The organism is Sorangium sp. So ce295 (genome assembly GCF_051527405.1).
In the GTDB taxonomy this organism is placed as follows: Bacteria; Myxococcota_A; Polyangia; order Polyangiales; family Polyangiaceae; genus Sorangium; species Sorangium cellulosum_B.
Genome location: NZ_CP150324.1, coordinates 1,506,674 through 1,528,779 on the forward strand (window position 1 = coordinate 1,506,674; position 22,106 = coordinate 1,528,779).

General features: G+C 68.9%; 19 protein-coding genes. 10 read left to right on the plus strand and 9 right to left on the minus strand.

Annotated features, from left to right (window positions below; translation table 11 throughout):
• Positions 1-286: 286 nt before the first annotated feature.
• Positions 287-2,353 carry a protein kinase domain-containing protein gene (locus WMF11_RS05650; RefSeq protein ID WP_437976703.1) on the plus strand — a complete coding sequence of 689 codons (2,067 nt, stop codon included), beginning with the start codon at positions 287-289 and terminating at the stop codon, positions 2,351-2,353.
• A 136-nt stretch (positions 2,354-2,489) separates the two neighbouring features.
• Here the strand turns inward: WMF11_RS05650 and WMF11_RS05655 are convergent, their stop codons facing one another.
• Together WMF11_RS05655 and WMF11_RS05660 are read right to left on the minus strand one after the other, a co-directional pair.
• Complete coding sequence (locus WMF11_RS05655) at positions 2,490-3,329, minus strand: hypothetical protein (protein ID WP_437976704.1); 840 nt, start codon at positions 3,327-3,329, stop codon at positions 2,490-2,492.
• Between the two features lie 193 nt (positions 3,330-3,522).
• On the minus strand, positions 3,523-4,530 hold the full coding sequence (locus tag WMF11_RS05660) for a hypothetical protein (RefSeq protein ID WP_437976705.1): 1,008 nt from the start codon (positions 4,528-4,530) through the stop codon (positions 3,523-3,525).
• 47 nt (positions 4,531-4,577) lie between these two features.
• Here WMF11_RS05660 and WMF11_RS05665 point away from each other — a divergent pair, with 47 nt between their 5' ends.
• Positions 4,578-5,153 carry an exonuclease domain-containing protein gene (locus WMF11_RS05665; protein ID WP_437907404.1) on the plus strand — a complete coding sequence of 192 codons (576 nt, stop codon included), beginning with the start codon at positions 4,578-4,580 and terminating at the stop codon, positions 5,151-5,153.
• Positions 5,154-5,311: 158 nt separating this feature from the next.
• Here the strand turns inward: WMF11_RS05665 and WMF11_RS05670 are convergent, their stop codons facing one another.
• Positions 5,312-5,770 carry a hypothetical protein gene (locus WMF11_RS05670; RefSeq protein ID WP_437976706.1) on the minus strand — a complete coding sequence of 153 codons (459 nt, stop codon included), beginning with the start codon at positions 5,768-5,770 and terminating at the stop codon, positions 5,312-5,314.
• 1,127 nt (positions 5,771-6,897) lie between these two features.
• Between WMF11_RS05670 and WMF11_RS05675 the strand changes: the two genes are divergently transcribed.
• Positions 6,898-9,159: an SdrD B-like domain-containing protein gene (locus WMF11_RS05675; protein ID WP_437976707.1), complete on the plus strand. Its 2,262-nt coding sequence runs from the start codon at positions 6,898-6,900 to the stop codon at positions 9,157-9,159.
• A gap of 329 nt (positions 9,160-9,488) precedes the next feature.
• On the opposite strand, the gene WMF11_RS05680 is transcribed toward WMF11_RS05675, so the two are convergent.
• Positions 9,489-10,691 (minus strand): cytochrome P450, encoded by a 1,203-nt coding sequence (locus WMF11_RS05680; protein ID WP_437910952.1) that lies wholly within the window; start codon positions 10,689-10,691, stop codon positions 9,489-9,491.
• Positions 10,692-10,942: 251 nt separating this feature from the next.
• Here WMF11_RS05680 and WMF11_RS05685 point away from each other — a divergent pair, with 251 nt between their 5' ends.
• Positions 10,943-11,650 (plus strand): helix-turn-helix domain-containing protein, encoded by a 708-nt coding sequence (locus tag WMF11_RS05685; RefSeq protein WP_437976708.1) that lies wholly within the window; start codon positions 10,943-10,945, stop codon positions 11,648-11,650.
• A 359-nt stretch (positions 11,651-12,009) separates the two neighbouring features.
• Here WMF11_RS05685 and WMF11_RS05690 read toward each other — a convergent pair whose 3' ends face one another.
• Positions 12,010-13,173, minus strand: coding sequence for a DUF418 domain-containing protein (locus WMF11_RS05690; protein WP_437976709.1), 1,164 nt, complete (start codon positions 13,171-13,173; stop codon positions 12,010-12,012).
• 279 nt (positions 13,174-13,452) lie between these two features.
• Here WMF11_RS05690 and WMF11_RS05695 point away from each other — a divergent pair, with 279 nt between their 5' ends.
• Positions 13,453-14,388: a helix-turn-helix domain-containing protein gene (locus WMF11_RS05695; protein ID WP_437976710.1), complete on the plus strand. Its 936-nt coding sequence runs from the start codon at positions 13,453-13,455 to the stop codon at positions 14,386-14,388.
• Positions 14,389-14,925: 537 nt separating this feature from the next.
• On the opposite strand, the gene WMF11_RS05700 is transcribed toward WMF11_RS05695, so the two are convergent.
• The gene (locus WMF11_RS05700) at positions 14,926-15,672 is read right to left on the minus strand and encodes an outer membrane lipoprotein-sorting protein (protein WP_437976711.1); all 747 of its coding nucleotides are present in this window, start codon (positions 15,670-15,672) and stop codon (positions 14,926-14,928) included.
• 376 nt (positions 15,673-16,048) lie between these two features.
• Between WMF11_RS05700 and WMF11_RS05705 the strand changes: the two genes are divergently transcribed.
• Positions 16,049-16,525 (plus strand): hypothetical protein, encoded by a 477-nt coding sequence (locus tag WMF11_RS05705; protein ID WP_437549925.1) that lies wholly within the window; start codon positions 16,049-16,051, stop codon positions 16,523-16,525.
• A gap of 9 nt (positions 16,526-16,534) precedes the next feature.
• Here the strand turns inward: WMF11_RS05705 and WMF11_RS05710 are convergent, their stop codons facing one another.
• Entirely contained in the window at positions 16,535-16,852 is a 318-nt protein-coding gene (locus tag WMF11_RS05710) for a DUF1330 domain-containing protein (protein WP_437976712.1), read from the minus strand.
• Entirely contained in the window at positions 16,842-17,573 is a 732-nt protein-coding gene (locus tag WMF11_RS05715) for an SDR family NAD(P)-dependent oxidoreductase (protein ID WP_437549929.1), read from the minus strand. Before WMF11_RS05715 ends, WMF11_RS05710 begins: the two co-directional genes overlap by 11 nt.
• A 109-nt stretch (positions 17,574-17,682) precedes the next feature.
• On the opposite strand from WMF11_RS05715, the gene WMF11_RS05720 reads away from it, so the two are divergent.
• Positions 17,683-18,618 carry a LysR family transcriptional regulator gene (locus WMF11_RS05720; protein ID WP_437976713.1) on the plus strand — a complete coding sequence of 312 codons (936 nt, stop codon included), beginning with the start codon at positions 17,683-17,685 and terminating at the stop codon, positions 18,616-18,618.
• A gap of 97 nt (positions 18,619-18,715) precedes the next feature.
• On the opposite strand, the gene WMF11_RS05725 is transcribed toward WMF11_RS05720, so the two are convergent.
• Positions 18,716-19,624, minus strand: coding sequence for a LysR family transcriptional regulator (locus tag WMF11_RS05725; protein ID WP_437907415.1), 909 nt, complete (start codon positions 19,622-19,624; stop codon positions 18,716-18,718).
• A gap of 122 nt (positions 19,625-19,746) precedes the next feature.
• Here WMF11_RS05725 and WMF11_RS05730 point away from each other — a divergent pair, with 122 nt between their 5' ends.
• The 3 genes from WMF11_RS05730 to WMF11_RS05740 are packed head-to-tail and all read left to right on the plus strand — an operon-like array spanning position 19,747 to position 22,106.
• Positions 19,747-20,610 (plus strand): inositol monophosphatase family protein, encoded by an 864-nt coding sequence (locus WMF11_RS05730; RefSeq protein WP_437976714.1) that lies wholly within the window; start codon positions 19,747-19,749, stop codon positions 20,608-20,610.
• Between the two features lie 28 nt (positions 20,611-20,638).
• Positions 20,639-21,277, plus strand: coding sequence for an NADPH-dependent F420 reductase (locus WMF11_RS05735; RefSeq protein ID WP_437976715.1), 639 nt, complete (start codon positions 20,639-20,641; stop codon positions 21,275-21,277).
• A 37-nt stretch (positions 21,278-21,314) separates the two neighbouring features.
• Positions 21,315-22,106: a DUF1588 domain-containing protein gene (locus WMF11_RS05740; protein ID WP_437979278.1), complete on the plus strand. Its 792-nt coding sequence runs from the start codon at positions 21,315-21,317 to the stop codon at positions 22,104-22,106.

Here is a 22,106-nt window from a genome sequence, read left to right on the forward strand (position 1 = left end):
CCAGCCGGTCGAGACGGCGGTACGCAGGCTGGTGGCGGTAGGACCCTGGCGACGGGTAGCTCCATGACCGTGGCGATGGGGCGGACCCGTGAGGGCAGCGTTAGCTCACCGCGCGACCACTTATCCGCACCTCGTACCACGTCGGGAGCGCTGGGCTCAGCTTCTGGCCACCTCCGGCATGGGTCGAGATTATCGCGTCCGAACAGGCGCGACCCTGCTAGCCTGGCGGATGCGGAGCGATCACGGTGGGGATTCCACGTCGCTGATCGCGGGGGTGCCCTGCGCGATGGCCACGCACATCTTCATCTCCTATGCGCCTGAAGATCAGTTACACTTGAAGCAGCTTGAGACGCACATCGCTGTGCTGAAGCAGCAGCAGCTATTGAGCGCCTGGCATCGCGGCTGCGTCGACTTAGATGAGTTGCCGCAGGAGGCTATCGCGGCGCAGCTCGAGGCCGCGGAGGTGATCCTGCTGCTCGTGAGCGCCGATTTCGTTCACTCCGACGTTTGCAGACAGGAGTGGGAGCGCGCCATGGAACGAAGTGAGGCGGGAAGCGCGCGCGTCGTGCCGATCCTTGTGCGCCCGTGTGACTTGCAAGGCCACCCCATCGCTGGGCTCAAAGCGCTGCCGGAGGGCGGAACAGAGGTCGCGCGTTGGTCCGACAAGGATGAAGCCTGGAAGAACGTCGCCGAGGGAATCCGCGCGGCGGTCGAGCAGCGTGGGGCAGGCGACGTGAAGCCCGCGCGCGTTGCGGCGAAGACCTCAGGGGCTCGCACGGCGAGCCCGTGTTATGCCGATAGGGCGACGCGCGCGATGAGCGAGCAGCTGGCAGCGGCACGGGTGCGGCTCACGAGGCTAGCGGAGGCGGGCGAGAGCACCTTGGGGGTGAAGGAGGAGATCCTCGAGCTCAAGCGGAAGCTGCGGGAGGGGGGCCAGCTCCGGCCCGGCGACGACCTCGGGGACGGGCGATATTTGCTGTTGGAAGCCATTGGCCGTGGGGGCTTCGCGACGGTGTGGCGGGCCCGCGATCAGGAGCGCGGCGACCTGGTCGCTATCAAGGTCCTGCGCTCGGACATTGCGGGAGACGAAAGTCGGCGAGACAGATTCTTCCGAGGAGCGCGTGCGATGGCAAAGCTCGAGCATCCCGGGGTGGTGCGTATCCTCGACACGGGGGGCGTTGACGGCGGCTGGTACTATTTCGTAATGGAGCTTGTTGCCGGACAGGATCTGAACCGGGCGGTGCTCGGTAAGAGACTTCCGGCGGAGCGGTTGATACCGGTGCTGTTGGGAGCCGGAGGAGCACTCGCCCATGCGCACGGGCGGGGCCTAGTACACCGCGACGTGAAGCCAGCGAACATCCTCCTGGACACGGAGTGGATGCCGCGGCTCACAGACTTCGACCTCGTGCGGGCGCGCGACACCACAGGGGGTACGAGGACCGGCGCGCTTGGCTCGTTCCTGTACGGGGCGCCGGAACTCATCGACCAGCCGCAGGTCGCGGATGCACGCGCGGACGTGTATGGGCTCGGCATGACGGCGATATTCTGCATCCACGGGGCGGAATTGCCGGCGATCAGCGGCCGAGATCCAGAGCAGGTGCTCAAGAAGCTCCCATGCAGCGAGGCGGTTCGGAGCGTCTTGCGGCGAGCCACTCAATTCAATGCATCGGAGCGGTTCCTTGGGGTCGGCGCGTTCTGCGAAGCACTCCGTCACGCAGCGGCACCGAAGCGCGGCGCGGGGGAGGTTGCGCAAGATCCGTCGCGGGCCGATGTAGGCGGGACGGAGTCGGCGATAGAAATACTGATAACTGCGCGGCAGCAAGCGGAGCGGGTGCAGTCTCGTCCCTCCGCCAAAGGTACCGGTACCGCGTTGAAAACCACGGCGCTGTCAGCGTCGCGGCCACAGCCCGGCGACACCGCTAAAGGCGCTGCGCCCGTGTTAACAGACGCGGGACACTCCAGCCACGCTGCTAGAGATGTTGCGAACCCGAAGCTGCCCTTTCGGCTCAAGCGGATGCAGTTTGACTACGGCACGGCTACCATCAACCAGGCTAACGGCGAGAACGAGTTGCTCGACGAGATCGCCAGTTTTCTTCGTGCGCACCCGGAGATCGTCGAGCTCGAGGTCCAGGGTCATACCGATGATATCGGTGGTCAGGTGTTGAACGGGCCGCTGTCCACGAGGCGCGCCAACGTGGTGAGGGCCGCACTCATGGCACGAGGAATTTCGGGAGATCGTCTGACCGCTAGGGGCTGCGGGTCGGACATGCCTCTCGGCGACAACGAGACCGAGGAAGGCCGGCGGATGAACCGGCGCGTCGAATTCAAGATTGTCAAGAAGGCGCCGCGGTAACTCGGACAGCGTGGGCGGTCCACCACGATGGAACATGCCGCGGAGGACTCCCCCGAGTCCTCCCCGGGCCCAGCAGGTTGCCGAGCTCGAGGCGCGCGGTCTGCTCGAACTGCCGGTCTTGCGTCTTCAGGGCGGCCTAGCGCGGGACCTCGGGGATGAACTCGGCGCCCAGGCGGAAGATCAAGAAGTCCTTGGTGAGGTTGCCGCCGCTGCTGCCAGGCCACATGAAGGGGCTGCCGCCGGTGCGGTCCGGATCCCACTCGTACCACATCCACCGAGCCTCCTCGTCGATGTCGCAGACGATGGAGAACTCATTGCCGGGCTCCGGGACCGAGCGCTCCGTGTCGTTCGTCTCTCCGAACGCCACATGGCCGTGCGCAGACGCCTCGGTGGTCACCCAGCCGGCGCTGGTCGTCTGCGGGTCGAGATCACCGCTGTTGCAGCGCGCGATATACTGGTTGATGGTCTCCAGCGTCGGCCCGTTCGAGCCGAGGTCGTAGTCCTCGCCCGTCGCGCAGACCTCCCACGCGCCGTCGCCGGTGAAGACGGGCTCGGCCCCCTCGCGGAAGAACTGGCCGAGCACGCCCTGTGTCGTGGACTTGTCGGCGTACGTGATGATGTAAAGATAGTCCCCCGCGTTCGCGGACGCCGCTGGCACGGTGTACGACTCCGGCCCGTTGCCGATGGGACAGGAGAAGATCTTGCCGGCGAGGGTGTTCTCGATGCCCCCGAAATAGTTCAGGAGCCCGTCGCCGGTTCCGTAGCCGAAGCCGTACGCATTGTCGGCCGTGATGATCACGCTCACCGCGGTCGAGAGCCCGGTCCCTCCGCCAACGCCGGCGATCTCACCGAGACCGTTGTCGTCCTCCCCGCCCGCGCCCCCGTTACCGCCGCCGCCGCCGCCGGCGCCGGAATCGCCAGGATCGGTGCCGGCGTCCGAACACCCGGATGCATGAAGCGCGACAGCAAAAGCCAAAGCTGAAACAAGACGTAAATTCATTCCACCAGGATCGGCGAAGTCGCGCCCTGCGTAAAGGCCTCTCGGAGAGCACGAGCGCGCCGTCCGGGCGTCGCGGGCCATCTGGCACGATTCCGACGCTTCCCTCGCCGGGGTGCGGCCCGTCTCCCGGAAGGAAAAGGAGGAGGTCGAGAAGGCGGCTTGATCCGCCTCAGCGCTTGTTTCCCGCTTCCGCCCGCCGCTCGAACCGCAGCCTGAGCACCTCGTCCTCGAGCTCGTTCGCGATCGCCATCGCTCGCCGCCTCGCCTCCGCGCCCTCGTCGCCGCCCACGATCCGCGCCAGCATGTTCAGCGCCATCGCGCGCATCCGCAGGTGCCCGCCGTCCCCCGCGTGCCGGCACGCCTCGCGCGCGAGCGCCGCGCCTTCCTCGGGAAACCCCTGCTTCCACCGCGCATACGCCAGCCCGTTTGCCCGCCGCGACCGCGCGAAGGCCGGGCCGTCCTCCGGGATGCGCCGGTACAGCGCCTCCGCGGCCGCCGGATCCGGCTGCTTGCCGCCCCAGGAGCGGTTCCGCTCGAAGGCGCGTTGATCGATCCACCGCGCGAACAGGCAGGCTCGGTCGCAGGTGGGCATCGGCAGCTCGAAGAGCGGCTCGATCTCGTCGAGCAGGCCGGGCACGCGCGCGACGTCATCGCGGCTCGCCACGAAGGCCTCCGTGAGCAGGGCCTCCACCCGCGCCTCGGGCGGGGCCTTTCCGAGCAGCGGCCGGATGCGGGCGAGGTGCGTCTTTCCGGCCTCGCGGTCGTCGCCGCGCAGCACGCAGGTGGCGTGGGCGAGGGCGAGGAAGACGTGGGAGGTCAAATCCTCGCTCACCGGCGGTCGATCCCAGAGGCGCAAGAGGTCCTGGGCGAGGGGCAGGGGCAGATCGGTGAACCGCGAGTGATAGGCGCCCATCCAGCGCGCGCGCTCGGTGAGCGCGTCCGGCAAGCCGAAGGCCGCGAGCGCGCGCGCCCCCCACGTCCCGCCGTCCCGCTGGCCGCGCGTCCGCAGCCGGCGCAGGGCGCGCTCGATCGAGGTCACGTCGTCCTCGTAGCCACGCAGGGAGGAGAGCCGCTCGGCGACCGCGGTCAAGGAGCCGTGCTGCGCGACGAGCCAGGCGACGTAATCCTCCCAGGAAAAGCCCGCGGGAGCGGCCTGTCCGGTTTCGTGTCCGGGCATTGTCTTCGCGTCGATCCTATCAAGGTCCAGCAGAGAGGAGGACGGACATGGGAAAGGAACCGGCGTTTTTCCTGGTGATCGATCTGGAGGCGACGTGCGACGAGGAGGGCCGCATCCCCGAGCGCATCATGGAGATCATCGAGATCGGCGCGGTCCTCGTGGACGGCGCGACGCTCGAGCCCGTGAGCGAGCTCGCCACCTTCGTGCGCCCGGTCATCCGGCCGAAGCTCACGGAGTTCTGCACGAAGCTCACCACGATCACGCAAGCAGACGTCGACGCCGCGCCCACGTTCCCCGAAGCCATCGCGGCGCTCGGGCGCTTCGTCGGCCAGCGGGAGGCGCTCTTCTGCTCGTGGGGCGATTACGACCGCAAGCAGTTCGAGATCGACGCGGCCCGCTGGGGCGTGCCCCTGCCGCTGCAGGGGCACATGAACATCAAGAAGCGCTTCTCCGCGGCGCTCGGGGTGACCCAGCGCTACGGCATGGCGAGCGCGCTCGAGCGACTCGGACTCCCGCTCCACGGGACACACCACCGCGGGATCGACGACGCGCGCAACATCGCGCGTATCCTGCCTTACGCGATTGGGCGCGCGCCCATCCCGGAGGCAGGGCCCGCGGGGTGACCGCCTCGCTGGGGCTTCGCTCCAGACCCGACGAGGGGCTGTTCACCCCTGGACCCGGACCCGCCAGGGGCTGAGCCGGGGTTGCTGGTCGGGCGGGACCCGCCCACGGGAGAGGACGTGGTGCGCGAGGCCGGAGAACCGCCCGTGCGCGGGCTGACTCAACCCTCGCGCGCCACGCGGATCGCCTCCGCGAGTCCGGCGGAGGTGAGCTCGGGGTCCTTCAGGAGCGTCGCCGCCCAGGTCGCGAGCTCGCCGGTCGTCCGGAAGACGTTCGGCGCCCGCCCCGTGTGCAGCAGCATCATGATGGAGCGGACCGAGGCGGCGATGAACCCCTCCGACTCGACGAGCGTGGCCGTGCCCCTGAGGCTCCGGCCAGGGGACTTCGCCGCCCGCCGCATCGCGGCCCGGCTCTCCTCGTCCGGCGGCAGGGTGCTCTGAAGGGGGAGGACGACGACGAAGACCGCGCCGCCCGGCTGGCCCGCCGACCAGCGAGCGAAGAGCTCTCGCGAGCGATCGATCCCGACCGCGGTGGCCTCGCCCCGCCAGATCAGCAGCATGAGCCGCCGCCACACCGCGACCACGTACCCGTCCGTGCGCTCGAGTAGCTCGGCCGTCATCGGAGGAGGACGGACCGTTATCATTGTGGCGTATTGTCGTTCCGTCGGGGGGATGGTCGTCAAGCCCATGCCGATTATTCGGCGCTCGCCGGACCCGGCGGACGCGGTTACGCCTACGCTAGCAGCCCGTCCCGCTCCAGCCGCTCCAGCCGCTCGATGGCCGCCCGGCGTCGCGCCAATCGGCCGCCAGCAGCGCCCGCCCGGCCGCGGTCCCGCTCAGCGTCTCGATCCGGGGTAAGCGCGTGGCCGGGCCCACCATCCTGGGCCGGGCGCCTCGGTGAGCCGGCTTTGGTGTGCAGCCGTACCAGCGGCGGCGGACCATCAAGCTCGCCCCACAGCAGCGGCAGCGCGCAGCAGCTTGCGGGCATGTGATCAACGGTGCGCGATGAGCTGCGCCCGCCGCCTGACACCCACCCGCACGCGAGCCCGCACGCGAGAACACGAGCCCGCACGCGAGACCAAGCCAGATAAAAAGAAAAAGCTCACGCGGCGAAAAAAGGATCTAGACAGGCGAAGCGAAGACTCGGTATCTTGAAAAATGGTCCCGTGCGCATTCTGCATCAAATCTCGTCAGACACTCCCGCGTACCTGATCCGATCCTGTTCGTCCCTCGGCCTCCGCGAAGGGTCGGCGAGGGCTGCTGATCCGGCTGAGCGTGCTGAGCGTGAAAGCGTGCCGCCGCCGCACGCGCCGCCCGGGGCACGCCGCGACCCGCGGACCGCGAGCTGCGCACTGGCCATCGATGTCGGTAAGACATCGATGCGACAGACCACGCTCGTCTCTGCGTTCCTCCCCACAGATCTCGAGACGACGCGAGACGCCGAAAAACGTCACCACACGACCCAAAATTGTCACTGCGCAACTCGATATATTTTTCTGGTCTGTCTTCAAAAAGATCTGGACACCTTCGTGGTCGAGTTGCTATCTTGAACACTGTCACCTTGCGCATCCGCCCTCCGATTGAAGCACAAGCACCCGCGTACTTGATCCGATCCTGATCAGCACGCGGGGGCTCATTCCGACCGGAGCCCGCGAAACCGACCTCGCCTGACCCGTGTGTCATGGCGCCTGCTATTCGGATGACGCTCCAGCAATGGTTCACCCGTGAGGACCTCGAGGAGCTACCAATGAAGCAGATCGCAATCGCATCTTCCGCCGCGCTCGCCACGCTGTTCATCACCGCCACCAGCCTCGCCAACACGACCGCTCCGTCTCCCACGTGCACCGTGATCAAGCGGGGTGTCCTGGGCGACATCTACAACGCGGAGATCTGGAGCCTCGCCCCGAGCTACCATGTCCCGTCCCCGTTCGAGGTCAACACCGGGTACTCCAGCTCGGTCGGAGAGAAGCGCGCCCTGTTCCGCTTCGATCTCAGCCCCATCCCCGCCGGCTCTCTCGTCACGTCGGCCAAGTTCTACGCCCTGACGTACACGAGCACCGCGAAGACCGTGTACGTCCACCAGGTGCTCGCCCCCTGGAGCGAGTCGCTCGTCACGTGGAACAACTTCGGCGGCATGGACCCCGCCGCGTTCACCACGTTCGTGCCCAACGTCACCGGGTGGACCACCGTCGACCTCACCGCGATGGTGCAGCAGTGGGTGAGCGGGACGGCGCCGAGCTACGGGATCCTCCTCGAGGAGGGCGCCAGCGGCAAGACGTCGTACAAGGGCAGCGCCCACACCGAAATGGGTTACCGCCCTCTCCTCGAGGTCTGTTACACGGTGCCGAAGGGCTCGATCGGCGACAAGGTGTGGTTCGACGCCAACGCGGACGGCATCGAGGACGCCTCCGAGCTCGGCATCTCCGGCGTCGTCGTCGACCTCTTCGGCGACGCGAACTGCGACGGCGTCGCCGACGGCGCCATGCTCCAGACGGCGGTGACCGGCGCAAACGGCGTCTACCGCTTCACCGAGCTCAATGCGGGCTGTTACGTCGTCGACGTCGACGACACGACGCTCCCGCTCGGCCATATCCTGACCAGCGATGACGAGCCGCTCGGCGTGTCCCTCGGCGTGGGTGAGAACGTGGCCAACGCCGACTTCGGCTACGTGACGTACTCGTCGATCGGCGACACGGTGTGGCTCGACAGCGACGCCGACGGGCTCTACGAGCCGGAGACCGGCGAGCTCGGCGTCAACGGCGTCCGTGTCGAGCTGTTCCAGGGGGCCCAGCTCGTCGACTTCACCATCACCGGCACGAGCCCCTACACCGGCCAGCCCGGCTTCTACCTCTTCGACACGCTCCCGGCGGGCACCTACTCGGTGGTCATCACGCCCGACAACTTCATGACGAGCGGTCCGCTCGCTGGACAGGAGCCGACGGCCGACCCCGATGGCGGGCTCGACAACGTGGGCGTTGTCTCGCTCGGCTGGGCACAGGACCTGCTCGACGCGGACTTCGGCTACCAGCTCTCCTGCGGCAACGGCGTCTGCGGCGGCGATGAGAGCTGTTCCACCTGCGCCGTCGACTGCGGCGTCTGCCCGCCCCAGTGCGGCAACGGCACCTGCGAGGCCGGCGAGGACTGCGGCAGCTGCAGCGCCGACTGCGACGTGTGCCCGCCCGCCTGCGGCGACGGCACCTGCAACGGCAGCGAGAGCTGCGGCACCTGCGCGGACGACTGCGGCACCTGCCCGCCGGTCTGCGGCAACGGCACCTGCGAGGCCGGCGAGGACTGCGGCAGCTGCTCGGACGACTGCGGCGCCTGCCCCGCGGTCTGCGGCAACAACGTCTGCGAGAACGGCGAGGACTGCTCGACCTGCACCGGCGACTGCGGCGCTTGCCCCGCGGTCTGCGGCAACGGCGTCATCGAGGCCGGCGAGAACTGCCTCGAGTGCCCGAGCGACGTCGGCATCTGCCCGCCGGTCTGCGGCAGCGGCGTCTGCGAGGCCGGTGAGACCTGCTCGAGCTGCGCGGCCGACTGCGGCGAGTGCCCGCCGGTCTGCGGCGACGGCGTCTGCAAGGCCGGCTCCGAGGACTGCTCGAGCTGCGCGGCCGACTGCGGCGCCTGCCAGTGCGCCTCCCCCGGCACCGGCACCCCCGGCTACTGGAAGAACCACGAGGGCGCCTGGAAGGTCTCGCAGCTGACCATCGGCGGCAAGACGTACACGAAGTCCCAGCTCCTCGACATCATCAGCCGTCCGACCAAGGGTGACGTCACGTACATCATCGCGAAGCACCTCATCGTCGCCAAGCTCAACGTCGGTATCGGCAACCAGTCGAGCTGCATCGAGGACACCATCGCCGCGGCCGACGCCTGGCTCAAGAAGTACCCGCTCGCCAGCAACGTGAAGGAGGGCGGCAAGAACTCGCCCTGGTCGACCGGCGAGCCGCTCGCCACGAAGCTCGACAACTACAACAACGGCCTCCTCTGCGCGCCGCACCGTGACTGACCGACGCTCGGCCGATAGCCGGTGATCGGCCGGCACGACGAGACCTCCCCAAGGCCAGCGCCCGCCCCGAGCGAACCGCATCGAGCGTGACCTGCGCTGGCCCTTCCCCCTCTCCTCGGCCGCTTCCCCTCCTGCGCCGCTCCCTCCCCGAGTCCCTCCTTACCGAACGTCCTGGTCCGCGATCGGCAGCCTCATCGCTCGAACGCTCTGGCGATCTTGAACGGCAGCGGGTGCATTCCCACGCATCGAGGAGGCCGCGTTCGCTGCACAGCCTGCGGGAGCCTGGCCGCCACCGGTAACGGGGCATGTGGCCCAGTGACTCTCATGGGTCACGCGTTCCAGGTGACCGGGAGGCTCTTCACGCCGAAGATGTCCGCGGTTTCGGGGCGCAGGTCGACGTCCTCGGCCGCTACGTCCAGGCGGAGGGTCGGGAAGCGCTTTACCAGCGCGGGCAAGGCGACCCGCATCTCGATACGGGCCAGTTGCTGGCCAAGGCACACGTGGATGCCGTGGCCGAAGGCCAGGTGCCCGATGGCCTGCCGCTGGATGTCGAGCGTGTCGGGATCGGCGAAGCGCTCCGGGTCGCGGTTGGCGGTGTGGTACGACAGGATGACCGTCGCGCCGGCCTTGATGGTCTGGCCGCCCAGCTCGACGTCCTCCAGCGCCGTCCGCTGGAAGGTCTTGGCGACAGACAGGTACCGCAGCAGTTCCTCCACGGCCTGGTCGGCGATCTCGGGGCGAGCACGCAGCGTGGCCCACTGCGCGGGATTGCTCAGCAGGGCGAAGGTGCCCAGCGCCAGCATGTTCGCGGTGGTGTCGAGCCCGGCTGCCAGCAGCAGGAGGCCGACACCCATCAGTTCTTCGTCGGTCAGGTCGGTGTCGGTGAGGTCGCTGAGCACGTCGTCGGTGGGATTGGCGCGCTTAGCCGCCACCAACTGTGCGATGTACTGCTGGGTCGCGACGTAGCCGGCCAGCTGGTCCTGCTTGCTCACCCCGGAGACGATCGCGTCGACATGCTCCTGGAAAGAGTCTCGGGTCTCGTACGGCACCCCGAGTAGATCGCAGATCATGATCGTGGGGATGGGCTTGGCGAACGCGGTCACCAGGTCCACCGGCGGGCCGGCCTTTCCCATGGCATCCAGGTGTTCGGCGGTGACCTGCTCGACGCGCTCGGTGAGCCGTTGCATCCGCCGGACGGTGAACTTGCCCGTCAGCAGCTTCCGGTAGCGGCCGTGCTCCGGCTCGTCCATCAGGAGGAACTCGCCGGGCGGCGCCGGAGGGATTTTCATGTCGCCCAGGTCGATCAACGGGTGGCGCATGAGCTCCTTGCGGGAGCTGAAGCGTGAGTCGGCCAGCACCGACCGGACCAGGTCGTAGCCGGTGATCAGCCAACCCTCGTATCCGCCGGGGAAGGGGTACCGGCTGATGGGGCCGCGCTCACGCGCCTGACGCAGCTCCTTCGGCGGGTCGAAGGGACAGCCAGGCTCACGCGCCGCCGGCAGCAGGCCGACGGTGTGTACGGGCTCCGTCATGTTCATTCCTCTCTTCTTCGCCGAATTGCGTCGTGTTGAAACAGCGAAGCGTTAGCGAGGAATCAAAGGCTACGTTGCATTCGTAAAATCGTCAAGATTGTTGGGCCAAAATTCAGCAAAAATTGTGCAACTATTGGGGGAGTGTTGCAATGAGCATGGAGACGAATGCAACGCGGACCATCCAACGGTTGCAATGACATGCCAACGAATGCATACTGCTCGACGCTCGCACCACATTGGAGGCGCCCGCCGTGCCAGGAGACCGACTCACCCAGGAGGATCGTCGGCGCATCGCCGCGTGGCTCACCGAGGGCCTGACGTATACCGAGATCGCCGGGCGGCTGAACCGTCCCAAGTCAACGATCACCCGAGAGGTGGCCCGTAACGGCGGGCCCGAGGACTACCGCGCCGACCATGCGCACCAGCTGACGCGGCTGCGTGCCCGCCGCCGCAAGCCGATACCGCTCCCCGCGACCCCGGCCACCGCCGCCGCCTACGGACGCGACCCCAAGGCGGTGTTCGCGTTCGAGCAGCAACTCGCTGAGCTGATGATCGCCACCAGATGCCCGCGCATGGTGGCGAGGATCCTGTCGTGCCTGTTCACCACCGACTCCGGCGATCTCACGTCCGCCGAGCTGGTGCGGCGGCTCCATGTCAGCCCGGCCGCCGTCTCCACAGCCACCCGATGGGCCGAGGAGCAGGGCCTGATCGTCCGCGAACGCGGAGCCCGGGGCAAGCAGAGGTACACATTAGAGAGAAAGGTCGGGTACCGTTCCTGTCTCGCCAGTGTCCGCTCCAATGAGCTGCTGGCCGAGCTCAGCCGCCAGGGGGCCGGAATCCTCGGTCGCACCACGCCCGCGGGTGCCCGACTGGACAAGGTGAGCACCTTCCTGCTCCTGATCTCGCAGGACCTGGCCGACTCGGCCGAACGCCGGGCGCGCGAAGTCTTCGGCGCCTGAGTCGCGCCTCAAGACCGGAAGGAGCTAGAGCGGCGGTCACCCGCTTCGGATACGGGCCCATCTCGACGTTTTCGGTGCTCAGCGCACTGGAGTGCGCTTCCGCGCCGAAAACGCCGATCTGGACCCGTCTCCTGTGCGGGTGACCGCCGCTCTGCGACGCTCGTACCAGGCTCAGCTGAAAACTGTCGGCGTTGGATTGAGGTCAGCTCGCTCCCGAGCTTGAGATACTGTTCCTCTATGGGAGTGCATTTGAATGTATCTGCGTTGATCGTGGCGAAGTGTGATGTGATTCCATTTGCGCCAATGTGCAAGCTGACGAACAAGAGGAAGAAGACGGCATGCGCCGTCGTGGGGCTCGATCACGCGCTGACAGGCCCGGTGCGGCTGTAGGACAGCCGTCGCAGCAGCGCCTCCGCCGGGCCGCGGTAGCCTGTGCGGCGCATCCAGTCGGCCAGCAGGATCGAGGCGATCCACAGGGCGACGGCGACCGCGCAGCTGGCGGCGAAGCTCATGTCGTCCCTCAGGTCGAGCGTGAACGGGTAGAATAGCGCCACCCACACCACCGACTGGAACAGGTAGAACGTCATCGACCGCTGGCCCAGCGCGGCGAGGGCCGCGGTGAGGCGTCCATGGTCACGTCCGAGCCTGATCGCGACGAGCCCAGAGGCGGCGGCCATGCCGAGACCGCCGGCGTATCCGGTCAGGGCGTGCGCGCCGGCGACCGTCCAGCGGTTCGATGTCGTCCACACGCCCGCCAGCTGCAGGGCCATGGGAAGCCTGCCGATGACGGACACGGCCATCAAGATCGCGGTGGCGCGCAGCAGGAACCACGCATGGCGCTCCGGTTCGTCGAGCATCCGGCGCCTGGCGGCCCAGATGCCCAGCAGCATGTCCGGCACCACCACGATGGTGGAGACAGCCGTCTTCAGCGGCCAGAACGGGACGCTCGCGAGGACGTGAGCACAGTAATCGGGGGCCATGAGCTGCGCCATGGTCATGGGCGCGCCCATGGCAGCGGCGCTCTGCGCTGTCACGCTCTGCCATGAGAGCAGCAGCGTCGCGGGGACGAGCATGAGGGCGCTGGTCCAGCACAGGACCGAGTCCCGGGCCCGGACCAGCGGCGCGAGCAGGAGCAGCGTCAGGCCGTAGACCGCGATGATGTCAAACGGCACGAGCAGGGTCGAGTGCGCGAAGCCGATGACGATCAGCCAGAGACTCCGGCGCCGCAGCAGCTTGCGGATCGAGGCCCAGTCGCTGCCCCGCGCGCGCCACCGCTCGGTCAGCTGTCCCAGCGCGTAGCCGAAGAGGAACACGAACATGACGCGCGCCTGGTTCTCGGCGACGAGGGATCGGATGAACGCGGCGATCGTGTTGAGCGCGGCCGGCCCGAGATCCCAGCGGCTGACGAACGTCGGTGCGTGGGACAGGGCGACCAGCAGCAGCATGAAGCCACGGGCGATGTCCGGCGCCAGCGACCGACTGGTCACGTCGGTGGGAGCCTGGGTGTTGATGGCAAGGTCCATGAATGTCACCCACAGGCCGGAGCCCGGCTGCGCCGCCCCGGGAAGCGGGCAGAACACGCCGGCACCTCGCCGTGGCCCTTTGAACAGTCGCGAACGCTACGTCGCGTTTCATTGATCGTCAATGGACGACCCATGGACTTGTCGCGTTGCGCAGCGAATTCGTGGTGAATATTGCAATGGCCTTGTCGATGAATGCAACGATCGGGCGATCGGCGTTGCAATGTACTGAGGGTGAACGCACACTGGGCTGGACCATCGACCCACAGGAGGCGGGCGAGGATGCCGGGAGGCCGGTTGAGCAACCAGGAGCGCCGGGACATCGCGTCAGGGCTGGCCGAGGGGCTCGGGTACGCCGAGATCGCCAGGCGGCTGGGCAGGCCGACGTCGACCATCAGCCGGGAGGTGGCCCGCAACGGCGGGCCCGCCGGTTACCGGGCGGAGCACGCCCACGAGGCCACCGGGCGGCGCGCCCGCCGGCGCAGGCCGGCCCCGTCCCCGGAGCAACGGGGCGCCGCCGGCGCCGACGGGCGGAACCCCGAGGCGGTGCGCGGGTATATCGAGCGCTTCTCGACGCTGATGGTCCAGACAGGGCTTCCACGGATGGCGGCCCGGGTGCTCGCCTCCCTGTTCACCACCGACGCGGGCGCCCTGACTGCCGTCGAGCTGGTCGTGCGATTGCGGGTGAGCCCCGCGTCGGTGTCCAAGGCCATCGGTTATCTGGAAGGGCTCGAGCTGGTCCGGCGCGAGCGCGGCCCGCGGCGGGGCGAGCGCTACGTTTTCGACGACGATGTCTGGGTCCGGTCGTGGATGTCGAGCGCTCGCGCGAACGCGATGTGGGCGGATGCCGCCCGTGAGGGAGTCGAGATCTTCAGGGCTGCCACCCCCGCCGGCGCCCGGTTGGACCAGATGGGCCGATTCTTCGCGCGCCTCAGCGACGACATGGCCGGCGGCCCTACGGCAGGCGCCGTCGGTGACGCGCTGACGGTGCTCGCCGCGCTCGTGCACGCGAGCGCGCCGCTCACCGTCCAGCAACTGGCCACCGCGCTGGGCTGGTCCACGGACCGCGTCGCGAGCGCCCTGCGCGACGCCGAGCAACACCCGGACGTGACCGATCCGGTCGCCCTCCAGCGCGTCGGGCCTGGCACCTTCACCATCACCGCCAGGCTCGACCGGCTCACCGCGGCGCAGCGCGAGGCCCTCAGCCACCCCCGGTAGAACCGCCGCGCAGGGCGAGCCCTTGCGGCATCACCGGTCCCACCGTACAGCCACGCTACCTGTCGTCTCGCCATCGCCCGCGTGCTGACCCGCTGGCTGCCCCGGTGCCCCAGCTGCCACCGTCGACACGCCGATGTCCCCAGGCTCCAGTCCCTCCGGCTGTGACACAGTGGTGTTAAAGCGGCCGTAGGAGGCGTCGGCCTTGACCGAGAGTGTGTCCCAGTTACGCTCGGGGCCCTTGGGCAACTCGACGCGGTCGTAATACTCGCCGAAGCCCTGCGCTCGAGGCGGAAGCGCAGGTCGGACTGGACGGAGCCACCGATGTTGATGGAGAGCTCGTCGTCCGCCGACGCGGGAGCGGCGAAGGGGAGCGCGGAGCGGGCCGGCGCGAGGGCGAAGCCCGCTGCGCGCATCGCCCGAGATCGAATCGCTATGAGCGGCGAATACTACACTTCCAGGGGTTTCAGAACCCGGGAATGAGTCTTTTGAAGCGGAGAGGCGGGCGGGGGAGATGGTGGCTTTCGACAGCCGTGTCGCTCACTTCTCCAGGTTGCGCTTGGAGAAGGTGTCGTCGTTGATGGCCTCGTTCACCTTCACCTTCTTGCGCGTGAGCGTGGTGGTGAGGTTCCTTGTGTGGTCCACCATCTTGAGGGTGCCGGGGGTGCAGACGTCGCCGTCGCAGGAGTAGCCGGTGCGGGTCTCGGTCTTCACCAGCTTGCCCTCGGTGTTGTAATACTTGAGCTCGCTGGGGACGTTCTTGTCCTTCGTGATCGTCATCTCGATCTTGGCGTAGGAGGTCGTCTGGCCGCTCCTGGGGGTGAGCGTGAGCTTGACCTCCTTGCCGCTGGAGGAGCTGACGGCCGGCGTGTAGCTGCCGTACTTCTGGGTGGCCAGGTCTTCCTGGCTGAAGGCCATGCCGAAGGCGCTCTGATCGCTGGTGTGGCTGGCGATACGGCGGACTTTGCCGAAGGACGGCAGATAGACGTACATCTCGGTAGGGGAGAGGATGAGGACCTTGGTGCCTTTGAGGTCCGCGGGAGCGGTGAACTCGGCGAGGCGCTTCTCGCCCTTCATCCACACGTTGATGCCGACGGTCTTGTCGGGTCTGCCGCTCTCCGCCGTCTTGGCCTCGTAGTCGAAGTAGAGCGTCTTGGCCTTGTTCATGGCCGCTTCGGTCGCCGCCAGGGCCGTGTCGGCGGCGTCGTCGGCCAGCGCCGCGGGGGCGTGCGAGAGACCGAGCGCGACCGCGGTGGCGAGGATGGAAACGAAGCGCGAAAACCTCATCGGGACCTCGGAGAGCTTGGTGGGGCCCGCCGCTTGCCGGGGCGGAGCCGCCGTCGCGGCTCCACCTGCATGAGCGCGGGGGATAGGCATGATAGGAACATGGCGTCCGCAAGGTCAATCCTGCGCACGGCGGCCCGCGCCCCGGTGGTGCCGCGAGCCACCACCGGACATGGAGGCGCGTCCCTCCATCCCGCGTTCCTCGCGCCGCGCCCGTCCCAGGATCTCGGCTGAATTAGCCGCCCCCGCGCGACCCGCTCGCCTCGTGGGCCCTGGTACGCCTCATGCCAGTGTCCGCCTGCTCTCCGCACGTAGGAAGCCTCCCGCGAGGCTCGCTGCGACGACGCTGCGACGACGCTGCAATGACCAAGGAGAACCGATGCTGCCCACGAACACGACCCAGAAGACACGCTCCCTCGTCATGTCCCTCACGATGGCCGCCGGCCTGGCCGTCACCGCGTTCTCGTCCCCTGCGGCGGCCGGGCCGCTGCCGACGCTCTCCGGATGGGGCGTGCGCGGCCATGCCAGCTTCATGGGCTCGGTGAGCCAGCAGGTCGACGGCTCGCTCAGGGGGCATTTCACGATCATCATCCACAATCCCGGCGAAGACCCCGTCACCTGCCGCTACCTGCGCTTCCGTCCCCATACCGTGAGCGGCGGAAGCTGGAGCTTCGATGGACATGGCACGTGCTGGACCTCGGGCGGCGCGTTCGCTGCGGCGAACCGCTTCACCTTCTCTGACCTGGGCAGCCCAGGCGCGGGCGTCGACGCCGTCGACGTGAACTACTACGGCGCGGTCGGCGTCTCGATCCCCGGCGGCCTCTTCGATGACGGCGATATCGTCTACACGCCTTGAGGAGGCAGCTCACTCCGCCGTCGCTTCGAACTCGCCGAGGATGAAGGTCGCCGCGACCGCGGGCTCGAAGAACTCGGCGCGCACGGCGCGGTACTGCGCGTCGGCGAAGAACCGCTCCCGCGTCGCGCGGTCGGGGAACAGGAGGGTGAAGACGCGGTTGATCCGCTCATCCCCCTTCAGCACGCGCGCCACGACGAAATCGTGGCCGAACGCGCCGCCATAGGAGGAGAGGATCGGCATCATCCCGGCGCGGTAGCGGGCGTAGGACGTCTCGTCCGCCATCTGGAGCCCCACCAGGAGCACGTGCTGTCGGCCCTCAGCGGCCATGGGAGTAACCTCCATCCACGTCGAGCGTCGTGCCGGTCACGAAGCCGGCCCTGGCCAGGAACAGCGCCGCTTCCGTCGTGTCCCGCACCTCGCCGACGCGCCCCAGCGGGTGGATCGAGGCCATCGAATCGGCCCCTTCGCCGATGAGCGGCGTGCGGATGATGCCGGGCGCCAGCGTGTTCACGCGGATGTTGTGGGCGGCGAGCTCGGCGGCCAGCGAGACGGTGAGCGCGTGGACGCCGCCCTTGCTGGCCATGGCGGCCGAGGCCGGCATCCGCGCCATGGCCTGCTGGACGAGCACGGTGCCGATGTTGATGATCGAGCCCCCGCCGCCCTCGATCATCAGCGGCACCGCCGCCTGCGTCATCAGGAACGTCCCCTTCACGTTGGTGGTGAAGAACCGCTCCAGGTCCTCCTCCGTGCTCTCGAGGAACGGCTTCACGCCGAAGATCCCGGCGTTGTTGATCAGCACGTCGACCCCGCCGAAGCGCTCGCGCGCGGCCGCGGCGACGGCCCGCGCCGTGGCCCGATCCCCCACGTGGCCCGGCACGGCGACGACGCGCGCCCCGCCGTCGAGGCTCCGCCGCGCCTGCTCGAGCTTCTCCGGGTCGCGGCCGTTCATGACGACGCTCGATCCCTCGGCAAGGAAGCTCCTGGCGAGGTCGAGGCCGATACCGCTGCTGGCGCCTGTGATGATGACGCGATCGATCCTGGTGGACATGGAGTGTCGTTCCTTTCGCGCCGACAACCTAGGACCGTCCCTCGAACCGAGAAAGTGGTATGTTTCTATCGACTTCATAACTCCAGGTTTTGATCCTGCGGGCCCCGCCATGACCTACGATCAGCTCGTCGCCTTCCTCGCCGTCGCGGGCGAGGGCACGTTCAGCGCCGCGTCCGCGCGGCTGCACAAGTCCCAGCCGGCCGTGAGCAAGCTGGTGCGCAACCTCGAGCGCGAGCTGGGGATCGAGCTGTTCGATCGCCGGGAGTACCGCGCCACGCTCACCGACGCCGGCCGCCTGTTCCACGAGCGCGCCGCGGCCGTCATCGAGGGCACCGAGGCGCTGCGCAGCTTCGGCATGCGCCTCTCGGGGAAGGTGGAGCCGATCGTGCGGCTCGCCGTCGACGCGGTGACGCCGCTCGGCCCCATCATGGGCATCTTCCGGGGGCTCCTGGCGCGTTATCCCCTGGTGCGCATCGAGCTCGGCACCGAGCGGCTGGCGGGCACCGCCGACGCGCTGCGCGAGGACCGCGCCGATCTCGCCGTCGCCACGAAGCTCGGGATCGACGGCTCAGCGGTGGAGACGGCCCGCTTCTGCGACGTGCGGGTGATCCCGGTGGCGCGCTTCGATCACCCCCTGGCGACCTGCGGCGCGCCGATCCCGCCCGCGCTGCTGCGGGCGCACGCGCAGATCATCCTGCGCGACAGCGCGAGGGGGAGCTCCTCGCCGTCCCTGAACGTGCTGGAGGGCGGCCTGCGCTGGACGGTCACCGACGTCGCGGCGAAGAAGGAGGTCCTCCTCGCGGGCATGGGCTGGGGCGGGCTGCCCGAGCACGTGGCCGCCGGCGCGCTGGAGGCGGGCGAGCTCGTGGCGCTGCAGGTCCCCGAGTTCGTGGCCGACACCATGGAGCTCTTCGTGATCCGCCGCCGCGACCGCCCGCACGGCGTCGTCGCGCAGGCGCTCTGGGACGCGCTGCTGCGCTGCGGCCACGGCGCCGGGGCACCCGCGGCGGCCGCGAAGGCCCCGCGCCGCCGGAAGAGGGGTTGAGGGCCGCGCTGGCCCGACCTCCGGCGGCGGAGCGCGCTCGCCAGGCGGGTCGACGCCATGCCCGCGAGCGCCGGCCGACCGGCACGCTGCTGCTGGGTCACGCCTCTCCACGGCAGATCGCCCGGAGGATCTCGCGCGTGTGTCCGCGCAGCCATGCGTGCGCCTTGTCGCCCTCGCAGCGCTGGTGCCACAGCTGGACGATCCTGAGCTCCGGCGCGTCGAGCGGCAGCGGACGGGTGCTGAGGCCCAGCGCCCGCACGATGGGCCCGCAGACGCGCGCCGGCAGCGCGACGACGAGGTCGCTCTCGTGGGCGAAATGGATGGCCGCCGAGCACGTGGGCGCCGCCGCGACGACGCGCCGCCGCAGCCCCAGCGCCTCGAGCGCCTCGTCGATCGGATCGCGCAGACGGCCACGGCGTGAGACGATGACGTGGAGCGCCTCGGCGTAGCGCCTGGCGGTGAGCCGGCCGCGCGCGAGCGGGTGGGCCCGGCGGAGGGCGACGACGACGCGATCTTCGCCGACCAGCTCCCCACGGATCTCGGGCAGCGCGGGCTCCGTCGAGCCGATCTCGAGATCCACGCGCCCTTGGCGCAGGTCGTCCGTATCTCCCGCGGGCTCGGCCAGGAGCCGGACCTTCGCGAGAGGCGCCTGCTCCTGCACCGCTCGCAAGAGCCGCGTACCGAGCGCCGTCGTGAGCGCGTCGTGGCAGCGGACGGTGAAGGTCCGATCGAGCCTCGCCAGGTCGAGCTCCCGCTCGGGCGCGAACACCGCGTGCGCTCGCTGGACGATGGCCTGGACCTCCTGTCGCAGGGCCAGCGCGCGGGGCGTGAGCGCCATCGTCCGGCCGGCGCGCACGAGGATCGGGTCCCCCGTGGCGTCCCGGATGCGCCCCAGCGTCCGGCTCATCGCGGGCTGGGACAGGTGCAAGCGGGCCGCCGCGGCGCTGACGCTCCTCTCCTCGAGCAACGCGTCCAGCGCCGGCAACAGGTTCAGGTCCACATGCATGGCGGTAATTCTTCCTCATAGCAACTATGCATTGGACGGTATGAGTCGTCCAGGGTTTATTCCTCCGCACGGTGGCTCAGCGGTTTGCGACCACGCGCGCGCCGCTCGTCCGAGGAGGATTCATGTCGATTCATTCCGAGCATTCCGAGCAGATGAACAACGATGTGATGTGGCGCGACCGAGGCCCGGGCCGCGCGGAGGACGAGCTCCTGCTGCCCGCGGTCGTCGCGGCGCTCTCCGCGGCGGGCGAGCGGCTCGTCGGTCGCTTCTCGACAGAGCCGCGCCCGAGGAGCCGAGAGGACATCTTCGCCGCGCTCGGCGAAAACGATGCGGTCTCCCTCGAGGCGCTCCGCGAGCCCTTGTCGCGCGCTCGCCCGGAGGCCCGGTGGGTCGAGGACGAGCTCGAGTGCGGGCCCCTCCCGCCGGGGGAGTGGTGGGTCACCGACACCGTCGAGGGGAACATCAACCATGTTCACGGGATGGCGGACTGGTGCGTCACGGCGACCCTCGTCCGCGACAACGAGCCGGTCCTGACGGCGGTGCACCTGCCCTTGACCGGCGACACGTACACCGCCCGGAAGGGCGCCGGGGCGTACCTCGGGACGAGGAGGATCCGCGCGTCGGCGAAGACGGAGCTCGGCGCCGCCTTCGTCGGGACCGGCCAGGCGATGCCGGGTGAGGACGCGGAGACCTACCGGCGGATCGGCATGTCCGTCACCGCGATGCTCGGGAGCGCGCTCGTCCTGCGCGTCTCGGTCCCGGCTACTCTCCAGCTCGTTCAGGTCGCGGCCGGCCGGATGGACGTCTTCTGGCAGTACAGCCAGATCCGCTCCGGGCTCGTCGCCGGGGCGCTGCTCGTCGCGGAGGCCGGGGGCGCGGTCACGGACACACGCGGGGAGCGGTGGAGCCTCGCCAGCGAGGACTTCCTGGCTGCAGCGCCCGGGCTCCACGCCGGCGCGGTAGGCGTCCTGTCGACCATCCGATGAGAGGAGGAGGCTGAACATGGATCAACTCATGGGAAACATTGGAATCCTCGGCTCGGGTCGTGTCGCCACGGTCCTCGCCAACAAGCTCGCGGGCGCCGGGCGCGCCGTCACGATCGGCACCAGGGACCCGGCGCAGGCGGCGCTGAAATGGTCGGGAGGGCGCGTCGACTTCAGGGATCACGCGGAGACCGCGCGCCTGGCCGCGATCGTCATCAACGCCACCCCCGGGGACACGAGCGTGGAGCGGCTCGGCGCCCTCCGCGACGCGCTGAAGGGGAAGATCCTCGTCGACGTCTCCAACGCGACGGTGCGCGGCCGCGACGGCCTTCCCGGCAGCCTGCTTTACCCGAACGACAGCGTCGCCGAGCGCCTGCAGGCTGCGCTGCCCGAGACGGCCGTCGTCAAGACGCTGAATACCATGCTGTTCACCGTCATGGCGGATCCCACGAGCCTGCGCGCCGCCCCGACCGCGTTCCTCTCCGGCAACGACGAGGGCGCGAAGGCGGTCGTCGGGCGGTTGCTCGGCGATCTGGGCTGGCCGGCCGACTGGATCGAAGATCTCGGAGACATCGAGACCGCTCGCGGCCCCGAGGCGGTCGCCTTGCTCGTCCCGTCCGTGCTGCGAAGGCGAGGGCTCGCGCCGTTCGCCGTCGCGCTCGCCCGGTAAACGCGACGACGCGCATCACGGATCTGGAGCCCAATCCATCCCGACCTTCTCTCGCACGATCGGCTCGCTGATGCGCGAGGAGACGCAGCGGTTCCTCGAGCAGGAGATCTTCGAGGAGGCCGGCACCTGGCCATCCATCTTGACCGCCCCGTACTCGTACATGAACGGCCCGCTCGCGGCGTTCTACGGCGTCTCCGGCGTGACGGGGGACGCGTTCCAGCGCGTGGAGCTCGATACGACCCAGCGGCTCGGGCTCCTCACCCAGGCGGGGGTGATGGCCGGGACGACGCACTCGAACATGACGAACCCCGTGGTCCGCGGCTCCTTCGTGGTCCAGAAGCTGATGTGCCATGTCATCCCGCTCCCCACGGGCGACATCCTGGAGAAGGTGAAGCCGCCGGACCCGTACACCGGCAAGACGGCGCGGGAGCGCTTCAGTCAGCACAGCGAGGATCAGGTCTGCGCGACGTGCCACCAGTTCATGGATCCTGTCGGCTTCTCGTTCGAGAACTACGACGCGGTCGGGCTGTTCCGCGCGACCGAGAACGACGTCGCGATCGACGCGAGCGGCTCGGTGCCGCGCACGGAGGGGACGGCGAGCGGGCCGATCGAGCTGGTGCGCAAGCTCGCCGAGGCGGAAGACGTGCAGAGCTGCTTCGCGACGCACTGGATCGAATACGCCTACGGCCTCACGCTGCGCGCCGAGGACAAGTGCACACGAGAGGCCGTCACGGCCGCCTTCAAGACGTCCGGATACAACGTGAGACAGCTCCTCATCGAGCTCACGCAGACGGACGCATTCCACACCATGGCTCCCCGGGAGGAGTGA

Excerpts from the sequence above, each read along its gene's own strand:
- WMF11_RS05690 (WP_437976709.1), bottom strand. The coding sequence starts at position 13,173 with ATGGACCTTGCCATCAACACCCAGGCTCCCACCGACGTGACCAGTCGG.
- WMF11_RS05670 (WP_437976706.1), bottom strand. The coding sequence starts at position 5,770 with ATGACGGCCGAGCTACTCGAGCGCACGGACGGGTACGTGGTCGCGGTG.
- WMF11_RS05680 (WP_437910952.1), bottom strand. The coding sequence starts at position 10,691 with ATGACGGAGCCCGTACACACCGTCGGCCTGCTGCCGGCGGCGCGTGAG.
- WMF11_RS05700 (WP_437976711.1), bottom strand. The coding sequence starts at position 15,672 with ATGAGGTTTTCGCGCTTCGTTTCCATCCTCGCCACCGCGGTCGCGCTC.
- WMF11_RS05720 (WP_437976713.1), top strand. The coding sequence starts at position 17,683 with ATGACCTACGATCAGCTCGTCGCCTTCCTCGCCGTCGCGGGCGAGGGC.
- WMF11_RS05650 (WP_437976703.1), top strand. The coding sequence starts at position 287 with ATGGCCACGCACATCTTCATCTCCTATGCGCCTGAAGATCAGTTACAC.
- WMF11_RS05665 (WP_437907404.1), top strand. The coding sequence starts at position 4,578 with ATGGGAAAGGAACCGGCGTTTTTCCTGGTGATCGATCTGGAGGCGACG.
- WMF11_RS05730 (WP_437976714.1), top strand. The coding sequence starts at position 19,747 with ATGTCGATTCATTCCGAGCATTCCGAGCAGATGAACAACGATGTGATG.
- WMF11_RS05675 (WP_437976707.1), top strand. The coding sequence starts at position 6,898 with ATGAAGCAGATCGCAATCGCATCTTCCGCCGCGCTCGCCACGCTGTTC.
- WMF11_RS05725 (WP_437907415.1), bottom strand. The coding sequence starts at position 19,624 with ATGCATGTGGACCTGAACCTGTTGCCGGCGCTGGACGCGTTGCTCGAG.
- WMF11_RS05735 (WP_437976715.1), top strand. The coding sequence starts at position 20,639 with ATGGGAAACATTGGAATCCTCGGCTCGGGTCGTGTCGCCACGGTCCTC.
- WMF11_RS05695 (WP_437976710.1), top strand. The coding sequence starts at position 13,453 with ATGCCGGGAGGCCGGTTGAGCAACCAGGAGCGCCGGGACATCGCGTCA.
- WMF11_RS05705 (WP_437549925.1), top strand. The coding sequence starts at position 16,049 with ATGCTGCCCACGAACACGACCCAGAAGACACGCTCCCTCGTCATGTCC.
- WMF11_RS05710 (WP_437976712.1), bottom strand. The coding sequence starts at position 16,852 with ATGGCCGCTGAGGGCCGACAGCACGTGCTCCTGGTGGGGCTCCAGATG.
- WMF11_RS05660 (WP_437976705.1), bottom strand. The coding sequence starts at position 4,530 with ATGCCCGGACACGAAACCGGACAGGCCGCTCCCGCGGGCTTTTCCTGG.
- WMF11_RS05715 (WP_437549929.1), bottom strand. The coding sequence starts at position 17,573 with ATGTCCACCAGGATCGATCGCGTCATCATCACAGGCGCCAGCAGCGGT.